Here is an 18,482-nt window from a genome sequence, read left to right as displayed (position 1 = left end):
TCGAGCGAACGCAAGCGGTTGATGTAAGCCACGTTACAGCGTTCCAGTGGCAGGCTTTTCGGCCTGCCGCTTTATGCACTGGCAACGAAGGAGAAGCTGTATGCAAGTCAACATCAGTGGACACCAACTGGAAGTGACCAAGCCCCTGCGCGAATACATCGAGCTCAAACTCAAGAGGCTCGAGGGGCATTTCGACAAGATCACCAACGTGCAGGTCACGATGACGGTCGAGAAGTTGAAACAGAAAATCGAAGCCACCTTGCATATACCCGGCAACGAAGTGGTCGCCAACGCTGAACATACCGACATGTATGCAGCGATTGACGCCCTTACCGACAAGCTGGACAAACAACTCAAAAAGCATAAGGAAAAGACCCAGAGCCTCCTCCAGGGCGCGACCGGTCGTTAACTCCCCCATCCCATGATCCGACTTGAAAGTATCCTGACCCCCGGCCGTTCCCTCGTGAACGTGCCGGGCGGCAGTAAAAAGAAAGCCCTCGAGCAAATTGCCAACCTGATCGCCCGCGAAGTGCCGGATCTGGAGATGCAAGATGTCTTCGAGGCGTTGATCGCCCGTGAAAAACTCGGTTCTACCGGTTTTGGCAACGGCATCGCCATTCCCCACTGCCGCCTGAAAGGCTGCGAAGCGCCCATCAGCGCCTTGATTCACCTCGAAGCACCCATCGATTTCGACGCCATCGATGGCGCCCCGGTTGACCTGCTGTTTGTGCTGCTGGTGCCGGAAGCCGCTACCGATGCGCATCTGGAGTTGTTGCGTCAGATCGCCAGCATGCTGGATCGCAAGGACGTGCGCGATAAATTGCGCAGCGCTTCAAGCAACGAAGCCCTGTACCAGGTTGTACTGGACGAACAAAACGGGCAGTAATCATGCGTTTGATCATCGTCAGTGGCCGTTCCGGCTCCGGTAAAAGCACCGCCCTCGATGTCCTTGAGGACAACGGCTACTACTGCATCGATAACCTGCCCGCAGGCTTGTTGCCGGAACTCGCCGAACGCGCCCTGATCCACACCGAGCTGGCACAGCCGCTGGTGGCCGTGTCGATTGATGCGCGCAACCTGCCGAGCCATCTCTCGCGCTTCCCCGAACTGCTCGAAGAAGTGCGCAGTCGTCACATTCAGTGCGACGTGCTGTATCTGGATGCCGACGAAGAAACCCTGCTCAAACGTTTCTCGGAAACCCGTCGCCGCCACCCGCTGAGCAATGCCGACCGCTCGCTCGCCGAGGCGATCAACGACGAAACCGCCCTGCTCGGCCCGATTGCCGACCTGGCCGACCTCAAGGTCAACACCACCAATCTGAACCTGTATCAGTTGCGCGATACCATCAAGCTGCGCCTGCTGAACCAGCCAGAGCCTGGCACGGCATTTCTGGTCGAGTCGTTCGGCTTCAAGCGCGGCATGCCGGTGGATGCGGATCTGGTGTTCGATGTGCGTTGTCTGCCCAATCCGTACTGGAAACCAGAGCTACGCGCACAATCGGGTCTCGATGAGCCCGTTGCCGAATACCTCGCTGCTCAGCCGGAAGTCGAAGAAATGTTCCAGGACATATTCACTTACCTGCACAAGTGGTTGCCACGCTTCGCCGCGAGCAACCGTGCCTACGTCACCATTGCCATTGGCTGCACCGGGGGGCATCACCGCTCCGTCTACCTGACCGAACGCCTGGGTCAGGCCCTGCAGAAAACCCTGAAGAATGTCCAGGTCCGCCACCGCGACCTCACTTAAAGGATTCACACCGCGATGCCTGCTCTGGAAATTGAAATCATCAACAAACTGGGCCTGCATGCCCGGGCATCAGCTAAATTCGTTGGCGTCGCGGGACAGTTTCAGGATTGCTCGATCAGAGTCGGGCGCACGTCTGAATCCACCGTTGATGGCAAAAGCATCATGGCGATGATGATGCTGGCGGCCGGCAAGGGCACCAAAATCTACTTGAGTACCGAAGGGCATCAGGAACAGGAAGCGCTGGATGCGCTGGTGGCGTTGATCAACAACTACTTCGACGAGGGTGGTTGATCATTAAAAGATCAAAAGATCGCAGCCTGCGGCAGCTCCTACAGTTGGAATGTGTTTCCCTGCCGCAGGCTGCGATCTTTTTGTTTTAGCCTAACGCAGTATCCATCACCATCATCAGACAGAACCCGCTCAACAGCCCAAGGCTGGCCATTTTGTCGTGACCATTGCGTCGCGACTCCGGGATGATTTCGTGGGTGACCACCAGCAGCATCGCACCTGCCGCCAACGCCAATCCCAACGGCAACAACAACTGCGCAAGACTGACCAGCCAGGCGCAGAGCAGCGCAAATACCGGCTCGACCAATCCTGACGCCGCGCCGATCAGGAACGCCTTGATCCGCGACATCCCCGCCCCGGCCAATACCAGCGCAATCACCAGACCTTCCGGCACATCCTGCAGGGCAATGCCCATCGCCAGGCTATCGGCATCAGGCATGCCGCCGCCGGCAGAAACACCGACAGCCATGCCTTCAGGGATGTTATGGGCAATGATTGCGAACACGAACAGCCAGATTCGCGGCGGTATCACCGGATGCTCGACAGTGCCAACGAGCATTTCCGGCGAAGCGCCCGAGACCTGGCGATCCACCAGAAACAGCCCGAACGCACCGAGCATGATGCCAAAGCAGATCAGGCCGCTGGCCGCCCACGGTGTCAGGCCCAGACTTTCGGCAGCGGCGATTCCCGGTACGATCAGCGAAAACGCAGTCGCCGCCAGCATTACGCCGGCGCCAAACCCCAGAAGCGTATCGCTGAGCATTTGCGGCATGCGCCGAATCACCAGCACCGGCACCGCGCCGAGCGCCGTGCCGAGTGCGCAGATCGCGCCGCCCTGCAATGCTCGCGACAGTCTCGGCTCAAGGTTCAGCCATTCCAGTCCGTGTGCCGCCAGCAACGTCATGCCCGCCAACAGCAACAATGATCCCACCGCGTAACGAAACATACGCCCGCCGCCGATCGCCAGTGTTTCAGTGCCCATAGTCAGCCTTGGATTGTTTTTATCGGAGACTTAAACCAGTGCGGCCTGATAGCGCGCAGCAACTTCAGGCCAATTGATCACGTTGTAGAACGCGTTGATGTATTCCGGGCGACGGTTCTGATAACGCAGGTAGTAAGCGTGCTCCCAGACATCCAGACCGAGAATCGGCGTATTGCCGTTCATCAACGGGCTGTCCTGATTGCCACTGCTTTCCACGATCAGCGTCTTCTGCGGAGTTACGCTGAGCCACGCCCAGCCGCTGCCGAAACGGGTCAGTGCGGCTTTGGTGAAAGCCTCTTTGAAAGTGTCGAGGCCACCCAATTGCTCGTCGATTGCCTTGGCCAGCGCGCCGCTTGGCTTGCCGCCGCCGCCCGGCACCATGACTTCCCAGAACAACGAATGGTTGGCGTGCCCGCCGCCCTGATTGATCACCGCTGCACGGAGTTTTTCCGGCAGTTGCTGAACGCTGGCGACCAGTTTTTCCACCGGCCACTCGGCGTATTCGGTGCCTTCTACTGCGGCATTGAGGTTGTTGATGTAGGTCTGGTGATGCTTGGTGTAGTGGATTTCCATGGTTTGCGCATCGATGTGCGGTTCCAGGGCATCGTAGGCGTAAGGCAAGGCAGGCAAGGTAAAAGCCATTTCAATGGACTCCATGGTGATGTGAGGCTGAGGCACGGCGCGCATTGCCGGTGTCCGGGTGCAGCAGACGCTGGGTGCGCGGGTATTCGCCGTGTTCGCTGATGAAATTCAACAGTTCGACGTAGGTCTTGCTGCTCTGACGCAACGCGGCCTCACGCAAGGCCGGGCGCAGGCGCTCGTCCTGCATGGTCTGCAATAGCCGTTGATGGATCGCACAGAGGTACTCGGCACTCTCCTCCGGCTGGTTCAGGCGCAGGTGCAAGTCCGCCAGGTTGTGATGGGAAATCACACAAGCCGCCACCGCTTCGTCGGCATCCGCCCAACGCTCATACAGCACTTGCGCCAGCGCCAGTGCTTGCAGATAAGCCTCGCGGGCATCGATCAGTTCGCCCAGCATGAAGCAGCGATTAGCCCGTTCAATCGTGCGTTTCCAGTGCTCCATGGTGAGCCTCCAAAGCGGTTGCGGTGATTACACGCCGCCGGCGGTGAGTTTCTCGGGATTGAGCAACTCTTCCAGTTGGCTGCGCGACAGGTCGGTGTGCTCCAGCGCGACGTCGATCACCGGGCGACCTTGCTTGTAGGCCTGCTTGGCGATTTCGGCGGCTTTCTGATAGCCAATGATCGGATTGAGTGCGGTGACCAGAATCGGATTGCGCGACAGTGCTTCCTTGAGCCGCGACTCGTTGACCTTGAAGGTCGCGATAGCCTTGTCCCCCAGCAAAAGGCTGGAATTGGCCAGCAACTCGATGCTGCTCAGCAGGTTGTCGGCGATGATCGGCAGCATCACGTTCAGTTCGAAGTTGCCCGACTGACCGGCAATGGTGATCACCGAATCGTTGCCGATCACTTGCGCGGCAACCATCGCAGTGGCTTCCGGAATTACCGGATTGACCTTGCCCGGCATGATCGACGAGCCCGGTTGCAGCGCTTCGAGTTCGATTTCACCGAGACCGGCGAGCGGACCGGAGTTCATCCAGCGCAGATCGTTGGCTATTTTCATCAGCGATACGGCAGTCGCCTTGAGCTGCCCGGAGACCGCGACGGCGGTGTCCTGAGAACCGATCAGGGCGAACAGATCCTTGCCTTGAGTGAATTGCACGTCGGTGAGCTGGCTCAACTGACGGCTGAAACGTGCAGCGAATTCCGGGTGAGCATTGATTCCCGTGCCCACTGCTGTGCCGCCCTGAGCCAGCGCTTGCAGGCTCGGAAGTAAGTCTTGCAGATGGCCGATATTGGCCTTGAGCTGTTGCGCCCAGCCATTGAGCACCTGACTCATGCGCACCGGCATCGCATCCATCAAATGCGTGCGGCCGGTTTTGACGTGGTGGTGAACCTGCGTGGCTTTGCTTTCGATCACTTGCACCAGGTGCAGCAGCGCCGGCAACAGTTGCTCATGCAGGGCCAGCGCGGCGCTGACATGGATGGTGGTGGGAATGATGTCGTTGCTGCTCTGGCCGCAGTTGACGTGATCGTTAGCGTTCACAGGTTCGCCGAGCAGGCGGGTAGCCAGCGTGGCGATCACTTCGTTGGCGTTCATGTTGGAGCTGGTGCCGGAACCGGTCTGGAAGATATCCACCGGGAAATGCTGCATGAAATCGCCTTCCAGCAGACCCTGAGCGGCATCGCTGATGGCTTTGCCCTGCGCCACGCTGATCTGGTTGAGTTCGACGTTGGCCCGAGCGGCTGCGGCTTTGGCCAGGATCAGCGCGCGGATGAATTGCGTCGGCATCGGTTTGCCGCTGATCGGGAAGTTATCCACTGCGCGCTGGGTTTGCGCGCCGTAGAGAGCGTCCACCGGCACCTGCAATTCGCCCATGCTGTCGCGCTCAATACGTGTCTTGGTCATCTGAAAATCCTTGCACCAGTTCAATAAGAGGAATCGAGGGTTGCAACTCGCAGGTCGCCAGTTGCCAGGAGTAGCTTTGCCAGCGCTTGAGCCGGCATTTGCACAATGACAGGCGCTCCATCTCACGCAGGGGGCGCCAGGCTTGATCGAGACAGAGGCTGCGCCAGTGCCACGGCAGCGCGATGTCGGTGGCCGTGTCGAGCAGCAGACGGAAGGAGGTTTCAGCGATGGTCCAGGGTGAGGTGGCCGTGCAACACGACAGATAACGGCCTTCCGCCAGATAGTGTTCGATCAGGCGCGGCTCGTCGGGGTCCATCGCGCAACGAATCTGGCGGCTCATCCAGCGCCAGCTTTCAAGGTACGGCTGCTCGTGCAAGGCAGAACTCATGATTCGGGGCTCATCCGATAATGAGATTTATTATTAGATGATAATGAGAACCAAAACAAGAGCACCTACACAGGAAGGCAGACACAAAAAAGGCGCGCCACCCGGTTGGGTGGCGCGCCTTTTTGTGTAACGGCCGAGCGTTAGCTGCCCGCCACCGTCATCCGTTCGATCAATACCGAACCTGTGCGAATGTTGCTGCGCAGCTCCAGATCGTTACCGACTGCGACGATCTGCTTGAACATGTCACGCATGTTGCCGGCGATGGTCACTTCCTGCACCGCAAACTGAATTTCACCATTCTCGACCCAGAAACCCGCAGCGCCACGGGAATAGTCGCCGGTCACCATGTTCAGGCCATGGCCCATCAGCTCGGTGACCAATAACCCGCGCCCCATGCGGCGCAAAAGCGCTGCCTGGTCTTCGTCGCCATGGGTGACAAACAGGTTGTGCACGCCGCCAGCGTTGGCGGTGCTTGGCATGCCGAGCTTGCGCCCGGAGTAGGTACCGAGGATGTAAGAGACCAATTCGCCTTTTTCGACGAACGGTTTGGCGTAGGTCGCCAGGCCATCACCGTCGTACGCCGAACTGCCCATGGCGCGCATCAGATGTGGACGCTCGTCGATGGTCAGCCACTCAGGGAACAGCGTCTGCCCCAAAGTGCCTTCAAGGAACGATGACTTGCGATACAGACTGCCGCCGGAAATCGCCGAGAGGAAACTGCCGAACAACCCGCCCGCCAGCTCGGCGGAAAACAGCACCGGCACTTCGCAGGTCGGCACCGGACGCGCGCCGAGACGGCTCGCCGCCCGTTGCGCAGCACGCTGACCGATGCTCACCGGATCAGCCAGCAATTCGCCCTGACGGCTCACGTCATACCAGTAGTCGCGCTGCATCTGGCCATCAGCCTCGGCGATCATCACGCAACTCAGGCTGTGCCGGGTCGATGAATAACCACCGATGAAACCGTGGCTGTTGCCATAAACGCGGCAACCCTGATGCGTGCTGAGCGTGGTGCCATCGGCATTCTTGATCCGCGCATCGGTATCGAAGGCCGCCGCTTCACAGATCAACGCTTTCTCGATGGCCTGCTCCGGGGTGATATTCCACTCGTGAAACAGATCGAAATCGCGCAGGTCCTTGGCCATCAGCGCAGCATCGGCCAGACCCGAGGCTTCGTCCTCGGAGGTGTGCTTGGCAATGGCCAAAGCAGCGGCAACCGTTTCGCGGATCGCGTCCGGCCCTGTGGCCGAGGTGCTGGCCGAACCTTTGCGCTGCCCCACGTACAAGGTGATACCAAACCCCTGATCGCGGTTGAACTCAACAGTTTCGACCTCGCGCTGGCGCACCGAAGTCGACAGGCCCTGTTCCAGCGATACCGCCACTTCACAGGCACTGGCGCCCTGACGCTTGGCTTCGGCGATGATCTGCTCGACTTGTTCCTGCAGTGCCGGCAACGCTTGCGGGCCGACGCTTTGAACTGCACTCATGCTCATCTCCACTCAAATTCTGCTTTCGGCTGGGGTCATCGAGCGACCGGGCCGGACAAGCGGCCCCCGACTGGTTATCATGGCGGCGTTTCTTTGCGGACTGCCACCATGGTTGATTCTTACGACGACTCCCTCGATACGGGAGAAAAAAGCAAATCTCAGGTCAAACGCGAGCTGCATGCTCTGGTTGACCTCGGCGAGCGCCTTACAACACTCAAGCCTGACTTGGTGGCAAAACTGCCTTTGACCGACGCTATGCGCCGGGCTCTGGCCGATGCTCCCAAGCACACCGCGAACATCGCGCGTAAACGGCACTTGCAGTTCATCGGCAAGCTGATGCGCGATCAGGACACTGACGCGATTCTGACTTTGCTCGATCAGCTCGATGCCTCTACCCGTCAGTACAACGAGCGTTTCCATAATCTCGAACGCTGGCGTGACCGCCTGATCGCCGGTGATGACGCCGTGCTGGAGAAATTCGTCGCCGAATACCCGGACGCCGATCGCCAGCAACTGCGCTCGTTGATCCGTCAGGCTCAGCACGAGGTTGCGCAAAACAAACCTCCTGCTTCCGGCCGTAAAATCTTCAAGTACATCCGTGAACTGGACGAGACTCAACGCGGTCTGCGTTGATATTCGTCATCGGGTGGCCGCAACGCGCGCCACCCGCAGTTCCATCCCTTCTTATGCGCCCGTGCCTCCGACGGTGATCGCATCGATTTTCAGCGTTGGCTGACCGACACCCACCGGCACCGACTGCCCATCCTTGCCGCACGTGCCCACACCGCTGTCCAGCGCCAGATCGTTACCGACCATCGACACCCGGCTCATCGCCTCCGGACCGTTGCCGATCAACGTCGCGCCTTTGACCGGCGCAGTGATCTTGCCGTCCTCGATCAGGTAGGCCTCACTGGTGGAGAACACAAACTTGCCGCTGGTGATATCGACCTGACCGCCGCCGAGGTTGGCGCAGTAGATGCCTTTCTTCACCGAAGCGATGATTTCTGCCGGATCGCTTTCGCCACCCAGCATGTAGGTGTTGGTCATCCGTGGCATCGGCAGATGCGCGTAGGATTCGCGACGACCGTTACCGGTGCGGGCCACGCCCATTAGGCGGGCATTCAGCTTGTCTTGCATGTAACCCTTGAGCACGCCATTTTCGATCAGCGTGGTGCACTCGGTCGGCGTGCCTTCGTCATCGACGCTCAGCGAGCCGCGACGACCGCTCAAAGTACCGTCATCGACGATGGTGCAGAGCTTGGAAGCAACCATTTCGCCCATGCGGCCGCTGTAGGCCGAACTGCCCTTGCGGTTGAAATCGCCTTCCAGACCGTGGCCGACCGCTTCATGCAGCAGCACGCCGGACCAGCCCGAACCCAATACCACCGGGAAAGTGCCGGCTGGAGCAGGAATCGCTTCGAGATTGACCAGCGCCTGACGCAACGCCTCACGGGCATAGCCCATCGCGCGGTCTTCCGAGAGGAAATAACGGTAGTCGGTACGCCCGCCGCCGCCATGTCCGCCACGCTCGCGACGGCCATTCTGCTCGACGATCACGCTGACGTTGAAACGCACCAGAGGTCGCACATCGGCTGCCAGACCGCCGTCAGTGGAAGCGACAAGAATGCGTTCCCAGACCCCGGCCATGCTCACGCTGACTTGCTGGATACGCGGGTCGAGGGCACGAGTCGCGACGTCGATACGCTTGAGCAGCTCGACTTTCTCGGCACGGCTCATGACATCCAGCGGATTGTCCGGCGCATACAACTGAGCGACGTCCTGAGTGGTGAACGCCTGCACGGTGCCGTTCTGGCCTGCGCGGGAGATCGAACGCGCTGCACGCGCCGCTGCGCCCAAGGCTTCGAGGGTGATCGCGTTGCTGTAGGCAAAACCGGTTTTCTCACCGGACTGCGCACGCACGCCGACACCTTGGTCGAGGTTGAAGCTGCCTTCCTTGACGATGCCGTCTTCCAGCGCCCAGGTCTCGGAGATCTGCCCCTGGAAATACAGGTCGGCAGCATCGATGCCCGGACCCGCCAGGTCGCCCAGCACGCTTTGCAGGCTTTCGATCGTCACGCCACCGGGCGCCAACAGATGATCACTGACTGAGGACAACAACTCGCTCATAGGTTTACGCCTTAAATTCGTGTTCTGAAGCAGGCCGCTGTGCGCCCTGCGAGAAAAACCGCCGATGGCTCACCACCGGCATTCGCGCCCTGATGGACGCTTGTTCATTGCTGTCGCGTTCGGCCAGAAGCACCGCTTCGCCTTGATCCTGATGTGCCAGCACGCGGCCCCACGGGTCGACAATCGCCGCGTGCCCGAAGGTTTCACGCGGGCCCGGATGAGTCCCGCCCTGCGCCGCCGCCAACACATAACACTGGGTCTCGATGGCGCGTGCGCGAATCAGCACGTCCCAGTGCGCCGCGCCGGTCACTGCGGTGAAAGCCGACGGAGCGGTAATCAATTCAGCACCGGCAGCACGCAACTCGCTGTACAGCTCGGGAAAACGCAGGTCGTAACACACAGTCAGGCCGACTCGACCGACCGGGGTGTCCGCCACCACCACACCACTGCCATAAGCATAGTCATCGGATTCGCGATAACGGCCGCGATTGTCCGCTACATCGACATCAAACAGGTGCAACTTGTCATATCGCGCAACGGTTTCGCCCTGATCGTTGACCAGCAGCGAACAGGCATGCACCTTCGCCGTCGGTTGATCGACCGGCGGCAACGGCAACGTGCCAGCCACTATCCATAACTTGAGGTCGCGGGCGGTCTGTTTCAACCATGGCAGGATCGGACCTTTGCCCAATGCTTCGGCGCGGCCGATATCAGCGATGTCGCGCCGGCCCATGGCAGCGAAGTTTTCCGGCAATACCGCGAGTTTCGCGCCACCGGCCGCCGCTCGTTCGAGCAGGCGCCGGGCCTGAGCCAGATTGGCCAGCACATCGCTCTGGCTGACCATTTGAATCACCGCTACCGACATGGCTGCTTCCTTAAATGAAATCAACTCATACCCTGCAGGAGCTGCGACACGCTGCGATCTTTTGATTCTGCTTAAAAAAAAGATCAACAGATCGCAGCGTGCCGCAGCTCCCACACGGTTACGGTCATGCTACTAGTGGCTGTTCAAAAAGGCTTGTCGAATGTGATTTTCGGCTCTTTCCACGGGCCTTTGACGGTGTATTTCACACTGGCAAAACGCGCCACACGGTCACCGATCAGCTTGTCGATCAGGAACAACGCACCGCCGACCGCTGGTGCACCAATGATCAGCGCGGCAATCGGCAGGTTATTGGTGACTGGCAGCGTCACCAAGAGTTTGGCATCGACCTGATCGCCGACCAGATCCAGCGTACCGTTCATTTCGATGTTGCTCGACGGCCCGGTCAGGCGAATCGGCTCGCGGGTCACGTAAACGCCGTTGTTCGCCACCAGCAAGCCTTTGACCCGGTCGTAACTCAGGCCTTTGCCGAACAGGTCGGAGAAGTCCAGACGCAAACGGCGGCCGATGGAGTTGAAGTTGAGCAGGCCAAACACGCGCAATGCCTGGGCGCCGCCCTCGACTTCGACGAACTGGCCCTTGTTCAGCGACGCATCGAGCGTGCCGGAGAAGCGCTTGGTCGCCAGCCATGCCGGCGAGCCCGGCCAGCGGCCATCGACGTCCATGTGGAAGTCTTCGCTGGTCACACTCGGCGCAAAACCCCAGCCCTTGAGCACATCGGCGAGATTCTTGCCGCTGATCCGGCCCTTGAACCAACTGTTAGTGGCGCCCGGCAAACCTTCCCAGCCACCGTTGCCCTGCAACAGAATGCCTTTGAGGCCCATATCGAGGCTGTTCAAGGCAATGCCTTTGGCGGTCGGCCGCACCTTCAGCGACCAGCCACCGACCAGATCCGGCCCGAGGAACAGTTGATTGATGGTGATATCCAGCGCCGGGATGTTGGTCGGATTGACCGAAACCAGCGGGTCAGGTGAATTCTCGTCCGCTTGTACCGTCGGGTCCGGCGCCGGCAGTTTCACGTATTGCAGGTTGACCACAATCGGCGCGCTCTTGGCATCTGGCAGGCTGGCAGTGCCCTTGGCCTGCTGACTGTCGAGCGCCAGGGCCCAGACTCCCGGCTTGCGATTCAACTGCACCGCAGCCTGATCCAGCGTGGTGCCGAATGCAGTCAGCTTGCCTACTTTGAAATCAGCACCGCTGAGCAATTGCTTGGCACTGCCGCCTGGGTCCTGACCCGCGTATTTGCTGACCAGATCCTGCCACGGCGCTACATCCAGCTCCGACAGCACGCCGCGAATGCGCAGACCTTTACCGGCGGGCAGCACGGCCTCGCCTGCGCCAAGGAACAACTCGCCCCGACCTTCAGCGAAATTGCTCGGCGGCGCCGCGAAAGTGAAATTGGCCAACTGGTCGTAATTGACCCAGTAACGGCGTTCCGCGCCTTGCAGCGTCATGCGGAACACGGTGTCGCGACCGACTTGCGCAGACATGCCGAACGGCGCCGGCAGATCCACCGCGACACCTTTAAGGTTGGAGCTGACCATCAGTTGACTGTCGGCACCGTCCAGATTCAGTTGCAACTGATACGGAATCGTCCCCGACACCGGCAACGGTTGGGTTACGCCCAGCCAGTCGGTGAGTTTCTTGACCTCAACCTGCCCCGACGCCGCCACCCGGGTCTTGAGCTTGCCAGGACTGCCATCAGCGAAGATCTGCGCCGTCACCGGTTTATCGAATGCCCGGGCCGCGATGTTCTGGCCACTCAAGCCCTTGGCGCTGTCGAAGCGGAAATCGCCCTTGAGCTGAGTCAGCTCCAGTTTCGGCTCAGCCAGTTTCAGGCGTGCATTGGCGGTTTTGAAGTCGACGAGGATTTTCGGTTGATCGCCCTTTTCCAGCGGAACGTCGAGTTTGAGTTTGCCTTGCAGATCCCCCTCGCCTTCCCACCCGGCAAAGGTCTCGCCAGTACCAATCGGCGCCGTTTGCAGAATTTTCAGACCATCACCCAACCCGCCGGCAAACGCGCCGTCGAGGAACAGATGTGTCTTTTGCCCGGCAGCAACATGCGGAATATTGACGAAAACATCGCTGACCTGCGTGTCGAGCAACTGGCCTTTTTGCGCGACGATGCGCACGCCACTGTCTTCGATGAAGACATCACCGCTGACCTTGCTCACATGCGGCCAGCCCGGCTGGAACGCCAGTTCGGCGTCATGCACCTTGAAGAACAGGCTGATGCTGCGATCCGCTTCGCCTGCGTCTTTGCTCAGCGAACCCTGATACTGGAAGAAACCCTGATCCACCGCGCCTTTGAGGATCGCAGTGCGCAGCCACTCGTCGAGCGCCGGACTGAGGACCTTCGGCAGATACTTGGCGGTGTAGCGACCATCGCCTTCGACCAGACCGACCCGCAGGTCCATATAGTCTTCCTGGGTGTGGTCGAAGTGCAGGCGAATCAGGAAGTCGCCGGCAATCTTGCCCTCTTCGCCCAGCACCTTCAGGTACGGCGCAATCAGGGTGAATCCTTCTTTATCGAGCTTCCAGGTCAAGCGGGCGTTGGCCTGAAGGTATTGCCATGGCTTGGCGAAAATCGGGTCGAGGTGCAGCATGAAATTCTTGCTGTCCATGCGCAACTCGCCGCCGTCGAGATTGCCGCTCAGGCTGCCGCTGACATTCCGCGCCGCCGGGGCACCGTGATAGGCATCGAAACCGACGCTATCGAGATTGGCCGCAAAGCTGAATTTGGTACCGTCGGTGGCGTTAGGACGGAAATCCAGAAGCACGTTGCGCAACCCGCCAGTCACTTTCAAATGATCAACAACAGTGGCAAAACCTTCCGGCAATGGCCCCAGCGCATTGAGCAACGGCGTGATCGGCGTCAGGTCGAGGCGATCAGCCTGCATGTGCCAGAGCTCGTCGACCTTGTCGCTGGCAGACGTCTGCTTGAGCTGTACATGGGACTCCCAACGGGTTTCGCCGAAATTCATCGCCAGCGAGTCGAGGGTAATGGTCGCACCCTCGGCACTGCTCTGGTAATACGCGTTGAGCGCCAGATTATTGATCTGAATCGGCTTGCGCTCGGCATACGCACCGGTCAGTTGCGGCGCGTTCAAACGCAGTGCCGCGCTTTGCAGGGAACCTTCTTTCCAGTCCACCCACAGCTCGCCGCCCGCTTTGATCTCGGTGAAGTTCCACTGCTGGGTCAGACGCTCAGGCAGCCACTTCGACCAGTCGCTCTGCGGCAGGCTCGCGTAAACTTCCACGCCTGCGTTTTGCCAGTCGGCGGCACGAATCCGGGTGTTCAGGCTCAATGCGACGGGTTGACCGTCCGGCAGGGTCAATCGCGCATCGAGGCGCTGACGGCTGGAACCGGTTTTCAGATTGATCCCAACGTACGTCATGGTCATTGGTGCATGGTCCAGCGGCTGCAACGTCACCTGGCTGTCGAGTACCGACAGCTGTTGCACCATCTGCATGCGATTGAACAGCTGCTCCGGGTCAACCGGCTGATCATCTTTGACCGGCAAACCTTCCAGAGCCCACTTGCCGTCATCGCCTTCCTTGAGGCTGATTTTCAGGCCATTGAGTTCGAGATGAGCAATGCGCACTTCACGGGCCAGCAAACTGGCCCACAGATCCGGCACGACGCGCACGCGATCAAGGCGCAAGGCGTTCGCGCCATCGCCGACGATCACGTCATGTGCCAGCAGAATCGGTGCGAAACCGCTCCAGTTGCCTTCCAGCTCACCGATCTGCAGCGGCATGCCAAGAGCGGCAGTGGCTTTGTCTTCGATCTCGGCGCGGTATTCCGCCACCAGCGGCGTCAGTTCCCGGCCGAGGCTAACGTACAACGCCATCAACACCAGAACCAACGCGCACAGGCCCAGCCCCCAGCGGGTGAGTGCGGCCAAAATGCGTGTCAGACGCTCCATGTCAGTTGGCTCCCATGGCAAAAATACTGCAAAAAGCTGAGGCCAGCCGATGTGGAAAAAATGTGCCGCAGGGGTTCAGAGCAGTACCACGTCATATTGTTCCTGGGAATACATGGTTTCCACCTGGAAGCGTATGGTGCGGCCGATAAAACCTTCAAGCTCGGCGACGTTACCAGACTCTTCGTCGAGCAAGCGATCGACGACTTTCTGGTTCGCCAGCACGCGATAACCCTCAGCCTGATAGGCGCGGGCCTCACGCAGGATTTCACGGAAAATTTCGTAGCAGATGGTTTCCGGTGTCTTCAACTTGCCGCGACCCTGGCAACTGCTGCACGGCTCGCACAGCACTTGCTCAAGACTTTCGCGGGTGCGCTTGCGGGTCATCTGCACCAGGCCCAACTCGGTGATCCCGATGATGTTGGTCTTGGCGTGATCGCGCTCCAGCTGTTTTTCCAGGGTTCGCAGCACCTGGCGACGGTGCTCTTCATCTTCCATGTCGATGAAGTCGATGATGATGATCCCGCCCAGATTGCGCAGGCGCAATTGCCGGGCGATCGCGGTGGCCGCTTCGAGGTTGGTCTTGAAGATGGTTTCTTCGAGATTGCGATGACCGACAAACGCCCCGGTGTTGACGTCGATGGTGGTCATGGCTTCTGCCGGATCGACCACCAGATAACCACCCGACTTGAGCGGCACTTTGCGCTCAAGGGCTTTCTGGATCTCGTCTTCAACGCCGTACAGGTCGAAAATCGGTCGTTCGCCCGGGTAATGTTCCAGACGGTCGGCAATTTCCGGCATCAGTTCGGCGACGAACTGCGTGGTTTTCTGGAAGGTTTCCCGCGAGTCGATGCGGATCTTCTCGATCTTCGGACTGACCAGATCACGCAACGTGCGCAGCGCAAGACCGAGGTCTTCGTAGATTACGCTCGGCGCGCCGATGGTCTGGATTTGCGAGTTGATCTGATCCCACAGACGCCGCAGGTAACGGATGTCCATGAGAATCTCATCGGCACCGGCACCTTCGGCGGCGGTACGCAGAATAAAGCCGCCCGCCTCCTTGATCCCTTCCTTGGCCACACAATCGCTGACCACTTGCTTGAGGCGCTCGCGCTCGGCTTCGTCCTCAATTTTCAGGGAAATGCCAACGTGGGCGGTGCGCGGCATGTACACCAGATACCGCGACGGGATCGACAGTTGCGTGGTCAGGCGAGCGCCCTTGGAGCCAATCGGGTCCTTGGTGACCTGCACCACCAGACTTTGCCCTTCGTGCACCAGCGAACTGATGCTTTCTACCGCCGGGCCTTCGCGCAGGGAGATTTCCGAGGCGTGAATGAATGCGGCGCGATCCAGACCGATGTCGACGAACGCTGCCTGCATACCCGGCAGGACCCGGACAATCTTGCCTTTATAGATGTTGCCGACGATCCCGCGTTTTTGCGTGCGCTCGACGTGCACTTCTTGCAGCACACCGTTTTCGACCACCGCCACGCGCGACTCCATCGGCGTGATGTTGATCAGAATCTCTTCACTCATGGCAGGATCTCGTTCAGGCATGTTCACGATAATGGCCGCATCTGGATTCGTACGACGCTCATTGCGCGTTCAGGTTTTGCCAACAGGGTATGCCGAAATGGCCCAGCAGTTCTGCGGTTTCGCACACAGGTAGCCCGACTACCGCCGAATAACTGCCATTGAGCCCGGCGACAAACACCGCACCGAGGCCCTGAATGCCATAGCCGCCGGCCTTGTCCCGGGGTTCGCCGCTGGCCCAATAGGCCGCAGCTTCTTCACGGCTGATCGGTCGAAACCGTACCAGACTGCGCACCACCCGCGACTCGCAACGGTCGCCGTCAAGCACGGCGATGGCGGTCAGCACTTCATGTTCCTTGCCGGACAACATCATCAGCATGGCGCATGCGTCGGCTTCGTCCACTGGTTTACCAAGAATTTTGCCGTCGAGCACCACCGCAGTGTCAGCGCCCAAGACGCAAAACGCCGTTGCCGATGTGAGCGTGCGCCGGCCGGCCTCGGCCTTGCCGCGCGCGAGGCGTTCGACATAGGCCGATGGCGATTCTTCGGGTAAAGGGGTTTCATCGATGTCCGCGCTGATGGCGGAGAACGGAATGCCGATCTGCGTGAGCAATTCACGCCGACGCGGCGATCCTGAGGCGAGGTAAAGCGCTTTCATCAAGACATCTCCCTGTCGAGGTGCGGGCACATGCCTGACCGAATTAATTGATTTTGTAGCGGCGACGCAATCCACGCAAAGCGAAGCTGACCCAAGGCCAGAGCAAGGCACTGACCAGTGCCGGCAGCACCAGCGCCAGGGTCGGCTGACGATTGCCGGTCAGCGCACTGAGCCACAACTGCACCAGTTGTGCGAGGCCGAAAATCACCAGAATCACCAGGCATTGCTGCCACATCGGGAACATCCGCAGGCGCTGTTGCAGCGACAGGACCAGGAAGGTGATCAGTGTCAGGATCAACGCGTTCTGCCCCAGCAAGGTGCCATACAATACGTCTTCAGCGAGGCCCAGACAGAATGCGGTGACCATGCCGACTGTCTGCGGCATGTACAACGCCCAGAACGTCAGGAGCAGTGCCAGCCACAGCGGGCGGAGGATTTCCATGAATTGCGGCAGCGGCGAAACGCTGAGCAGCAGGCCGATGGCGAACGTCAGCCAGACTATCCAGCCGTTTCGGGAAGCAGTGGTCCCGACCATTATTCTTGTCTCCCGGTATTGGCGGGCGCGTTGACCGGCGGTTTCGCCGCTGGGCGCGCAGCAGGCTGGGCAGCCGGAGGCTTACTGGCCGCAGGAGTCGCCGCTGGTGGTTTTGCAGGCGGTTTGCCGGCAACCGGTTTGGCAGGTGTGGCGGCGGCCGGCGCAGGTGCAGCGGCGGGAGTTGCCGGGGTCGCAGGCGCTGGCACGCTGTTCACGGTTTTCGGCACAGTGGCCGGAACGATCGGGCCGCCACCGAAGGCATCAAGATTTTCCTGCGCCTGCGCCGCATCATTGGCGCGTTCTTCGGCGGTGCGGGTGTCACTGAATACCAGCAGCAGATAACGGCTGCGATTCAGCGCCGCTGTCGGTACGGCGCGGACAATCGCAAACGGCTGGCCGGAGTCGTGAATCACTTCCTTGACTGTGGCCACCGGGTAACCCGCCGGGAAACGCTGACCCAGGCCCGAGCTGACCAGCAGATCGCCTTCCTTGATGTCAGCCGTGTCCGCTACGTGACGCAATTCCAGGCGTTCCGGATTGCCGGTGCCACTGGCAATCGCCCGCAGACCGTTACGGTTCACCTGAACAGGAATGCTGTGAGTGGTGTCGGTCAACAGCAATACACGCGAGGTGTACGGCATCAACTCGACCACTTGCCCCATCAGGCCACGCGCATCGAGCACCGGCTGACCGAGCACCACGCCGTCGCGCTCACCTTTATTGATGATGATGCGATGGGTGAAAGGATTGGGGTCCATACCGATCAACTCGGCCACTTCGACCTTTTCGTTGACCAGTGCGGAGGAATTGAGCAACTCGCGCAGCCGAACGTTCTGCTCGGTGAGGGCGGCAAGCTTCTGCATGCGACCCTGCAACAGCAGGTTTTCGGTCTTGAGTTTTTCGTTGTCGGCGACAAGTTCGGTGCGACTGCCGAACTGGCTGGCGACACCTTCCCAGAGACGACCGGGCAGGTCGGTTATCCAGTAGGCATCCATCAGCACCAGCGACGCTTGGCTGCGTGCAGGTTTGAGCAGACTGAAGCGGGCATCGACCACCATCAGCGCGACCGAAAGTACGGCCAGCACCAGCAGGCGAACACCCAATGAAGGGCCCTTGGCGAAAAGCGGTTTAATAAGCCGCTCCTCCCAGGCAAATGTTCTGTTTATTCATACGGCATCAAACCGGCCTGGATGAAGACTGACAGAAGATAAACGCCAACAGGCAGCACTGCAAAGTGCTGCCTGCGCGCTCACCCACGTATTGCAACCCGGCGACTTATTCGCTGGAGAGCAGATCCATGGTGTGTTTATCCATCATTTCCAATGCACGGCCACCGCCGCGAGCAACACAGGTCAGCGGATCTTCGGCAACGATCACCGGCAGACCGGTTTCCTGAGCCAGCAACTTGTCGAGGTCACGCAGCAACGCGCCACCACCGGTC

General features: G+C 59.8%; 19 protein-coding genes. 5 read left to right on the top strand and 14 right to left on the bottom strand.

The window, feature by feature from the left end:
* The first annotated feature begins 100 nt into the window (after positions 1 to 100).
* Genes hpf through ACIOZM_RS24675 form a run of 4 tightly spaced genes read left to right on the top strand, consistent with a single transcriptional unit; the run spans position 101 to position 2,037 of the window.
* A complete protein-coding gene (gene hpf, locus ACIOZM_RS24690) occupies positions 101 to 409 on the top strand; it encodes a ribosome hibernation-promoting factor, HPF/YfiA family (RefSeq protein WP_401218468.1) in 309 nt (102 codons plus the stop codon).
* Between the two features lie 12 nt (positions 410 to 421).
* The gene (ptsN, locus tag ACIOZM_RS24685; protein WP_401218465.1) at positions 422 to 886 is read left to right on the top strand and encodes a PTS IIA-like nitrogen regulatory protein PtsN; all 465 of its coding nucleotides are present in this window, start codon (positions 422 to 424) and stop codon (positions 884 to 886) included.
* A 2-nt stretch (positions 887 to 888) separates the two neighbouring features.
* On the top strand, positions 889 to 1,746 hold the full coding sequence (gene rapZ / locus ACIOZM_RS24680) for an RNase adapter RapZ (RefSeq protein ID WP_401218462.1): 858 nt from the start codon (positions 889 to 891) through the stop codon (positions 1,744 to 1,746).
* Positions 1,747 to 1,761: 15 nt separating this feature from the next.
* Complete coding sequence (locus tag ACIOZM_RS24675) at positions 1,762 to 2,037, top strand: HPr family phosphocarrier protein (RefSeq protein WP_401218459.1); 276 nt, start codon at positions 1,762 to 1,764, stop codon at positions 2,035 to 2,037.
* Positions 2,038 to 2,122: 85 nt separating this feature from the next.
* Here ACIOZM_RS24675 and ACIOZM_RS24670 read toward each other — a convergent pair whose 3' ends face one another.
* The 6 genes from ACIOZM_RS24670 to pmbA all read right to left on the bottom strand — a co-directional run bounded on the left by ACIOZM_RS24670 (position 2,123) and on the right by pmbA (position 7,379).
* Positions 2,123 to 3,016 (bottom strand): ZIP family metal transporter, encoded by an 894-nt coding sequence (locus ACIOZM_RS24670; protein ID WP_401218457.1) that lies wholly within the window; start codon positions 3,014 to 3,016, stop codon positions 2,123 to 2,125.
* Positions 3,017 to 3,046: 30 nt separating this feature from the next.
* On the bottom strand, positions 3,047 to 3,658 hold the full coding sequence (locus ACIOZM_RS24665; protein WP_401218455.1) for a superoxide dismutase: 612 nt from the start codon (positions 3,656 to 3,658) through the stop codon (positions 3,047 to 3,049).
* Between the two features lies 1 nt (position 3,659).
* A complete protein-coding gene (locus ACIOZM_RS24660; protein WP_401218452.1) occupies positions 3,660 to 4,100 on the bottom strand; it encodes a hypothetical protein in 441 nt (146 codons plus the stop codon).
* Between the two features lie 27 nt (positions 4,101 to 4,127).
* Positions 4,128 to 5,504 (bottom strand): class II fumarate hydratase, encoded by a 1,377-nt coding sequence (locus ACIOZM_RS24655; protein ID WP_401218450.1) that lies wholly within the window; start codon positions 5,502 to 5,504, stop codon positions 4,128 to 4,130.
* Positions 5,485 to 5,892 carry a FagA protein gene (locus tag ACIOZM_RS24650; protein ID WP_401218447.1) on the bottom strand — a complete coding sequence of 136 codons (408 nt, stop codon included), beginning with the start codon at positions 5,890 to 5,892 and terminating at the stop codon, positions 5,485 to 5,487. Before ACIOZM_RS24650 ends, ACIOZM_RS24655 begins: the two co-directional genes overlap by 20 nt.
* 140 nt (positions 5,893 to 6,032) lie before the next feature.
* Positions 6,033 to 7,379: a metalloprotease PmbA gene (gene pmbA / locus ACIOZM_RS24645; protein ID WP_401218444.1), complete on the bottom strand. Its 1,347-nt coding sequence runs from the start codon at positions 7,377 to 7,379 to the stop codon at positions 6,033 to 6,035.
* Positions 7,380 to 7,487: 108 nt separating this feature from the next.
* Between pmbA and yjgA the strand changes: the two genes are divergently transcribed.
* Positions 7,488 to 8,012 carry a ribosome biogenesis factor YjgA gene (yjgA, locus tag ACIOZM_RS24640; RefSeq protein ID WP_401218441.1) on the top strand — a complete coding sequence of 175 codons (525 nt, stop codon included), beginning with the start codon at positions 7,488 to 7,490 and terminating at the stop codon, positions 8,010 to 8,012.
* Between the two features lie 51 nt (positions 8,013 to 8,063).
* Here the strand turns inward: yjgA and tldD are convergent, their stop codons facing one another.
* The 8 genes from tldD to ACIOZM_RS24600 form a co-directional block, all read right to left on the bottom strand.
* Positions 8,064 to 9,506 carry a metalloprotease TldD gene (gene tldD, locus ACIOZM_RS24635; RefSeq protein WP_401218438.1) on the bottom strand — a complete coding sequence of 481 codons (1,443 nt, stop codon included), beginning with the start codon at positions 9,504 to 9,506 and terminating at the stop codon, positions 8,064 to 8,066.
* A 4-nt stretch (positions 9,507 to 9,510) separates the two neighbouring features.
* Positions 9,511 to 10,371 (bottom strand): carbon-nitrogen hydrolase family protein, encoded by an 861-nt coding sequence (locus tag ACIOZM_RS24630; protein WP_401218435.1) that lies wholly within the window; start codon positions 10,369 to 10,371, stop codon positions 9,511 to 9,513.
* A gap of 143 nt (positions 10,372 to 10,514) precedes the next feature.
* The gene (locus tag ACIOZM_RS24625; protein ID WP_401218432.1) at positions 10,515 to 14,318 is read right to left on the bottom strand and encodes a YhdP family protein; all 3,804 of its coding nucleotides are present in this window, start codon (positions 14,316 to 14,318) and stop codon (positions 10,515 to 10,517) included.
* Positions 14,319 to 14,393: 75 nt separating this feature from the next.
* Positions 14,394 to 15,851, bottom strand: coding sequence for a ribonuclease G (rng, locus tag ACIOZM_RS24620; RefSeq protein ID WP_401218429.1), 1,458 nt, complete (start codon positions 15,849 to 15,851; stop codon positions 14,394 to 14,396).
* A 58-nt stretch (positions 15,852 to 15,909) separates the two neighbouring features.
* On the bottom strand, positions 15,910 to 16,506 hold the full coding sequence (locus tag ACIOZM_RS24615; protein ID WP_401218426.1) for a Maf family protein: 597 nt from the start codon (positions 16,504 to 16,506) through the stop codon (positions 15,910 to 15,912).
* Positions 16,507 to 16,549: 43 nt separating this feature from the next.
* Positions 16,550 to 17,041 carry a rod shape-determining protein MreD gene (gene mreD / locus ACIOZM_RS24610; RefSeq protein WP_401218423.1) on the bottom strand — a complete coding sequence of 164 codons (492 nt, stop codon included), beginning with the start codon at positions 17,039 to 17,041 and terminating at the stop codon, positions 16,550 to 16,552.
* Positions 17,041 to 18,174: a rod shape-determining protein MreC gene (gene mreC / locus ACIOZM_RS24605; RefSeq protein WP_401218526.1), complete on the bottom strand. Its 1,134-nt coding sequence runs from the start codon at positions 18,172 to 18,174 to the stop codon at positions 17,041 to 17,043. Before mreC ends, mreD begins: the two co-directional genes overlap by 1 nt.
* Positions 18,175 to 18,316: 142 nt before the next feature.
* Positions 18,317 to 18,482, bottom strand: a 166-nt coding sequence (locus tag ACIOZM_RS24600; RefSeq protein WP_269721574.1) for a rod shape-determining protein, incomplete at its 5' end; no start/stop codon positions are given.

Source organism: Pseudomonas sp. NPDC087346 (assembly GCF_044744235.1).
In the GTDB taxonomy this organism is placed as follows: domain Bacteria; phylum Pseudomonadota; class Gammaproteobacteria; order Pseudomonadales; family Pseudomonadaceae; genus Aquipseudomonas.
Note: the sequence above shows the minus strand (reverse complement) of the source record. Positions and strands in the feature narration are given on the sequence as shown.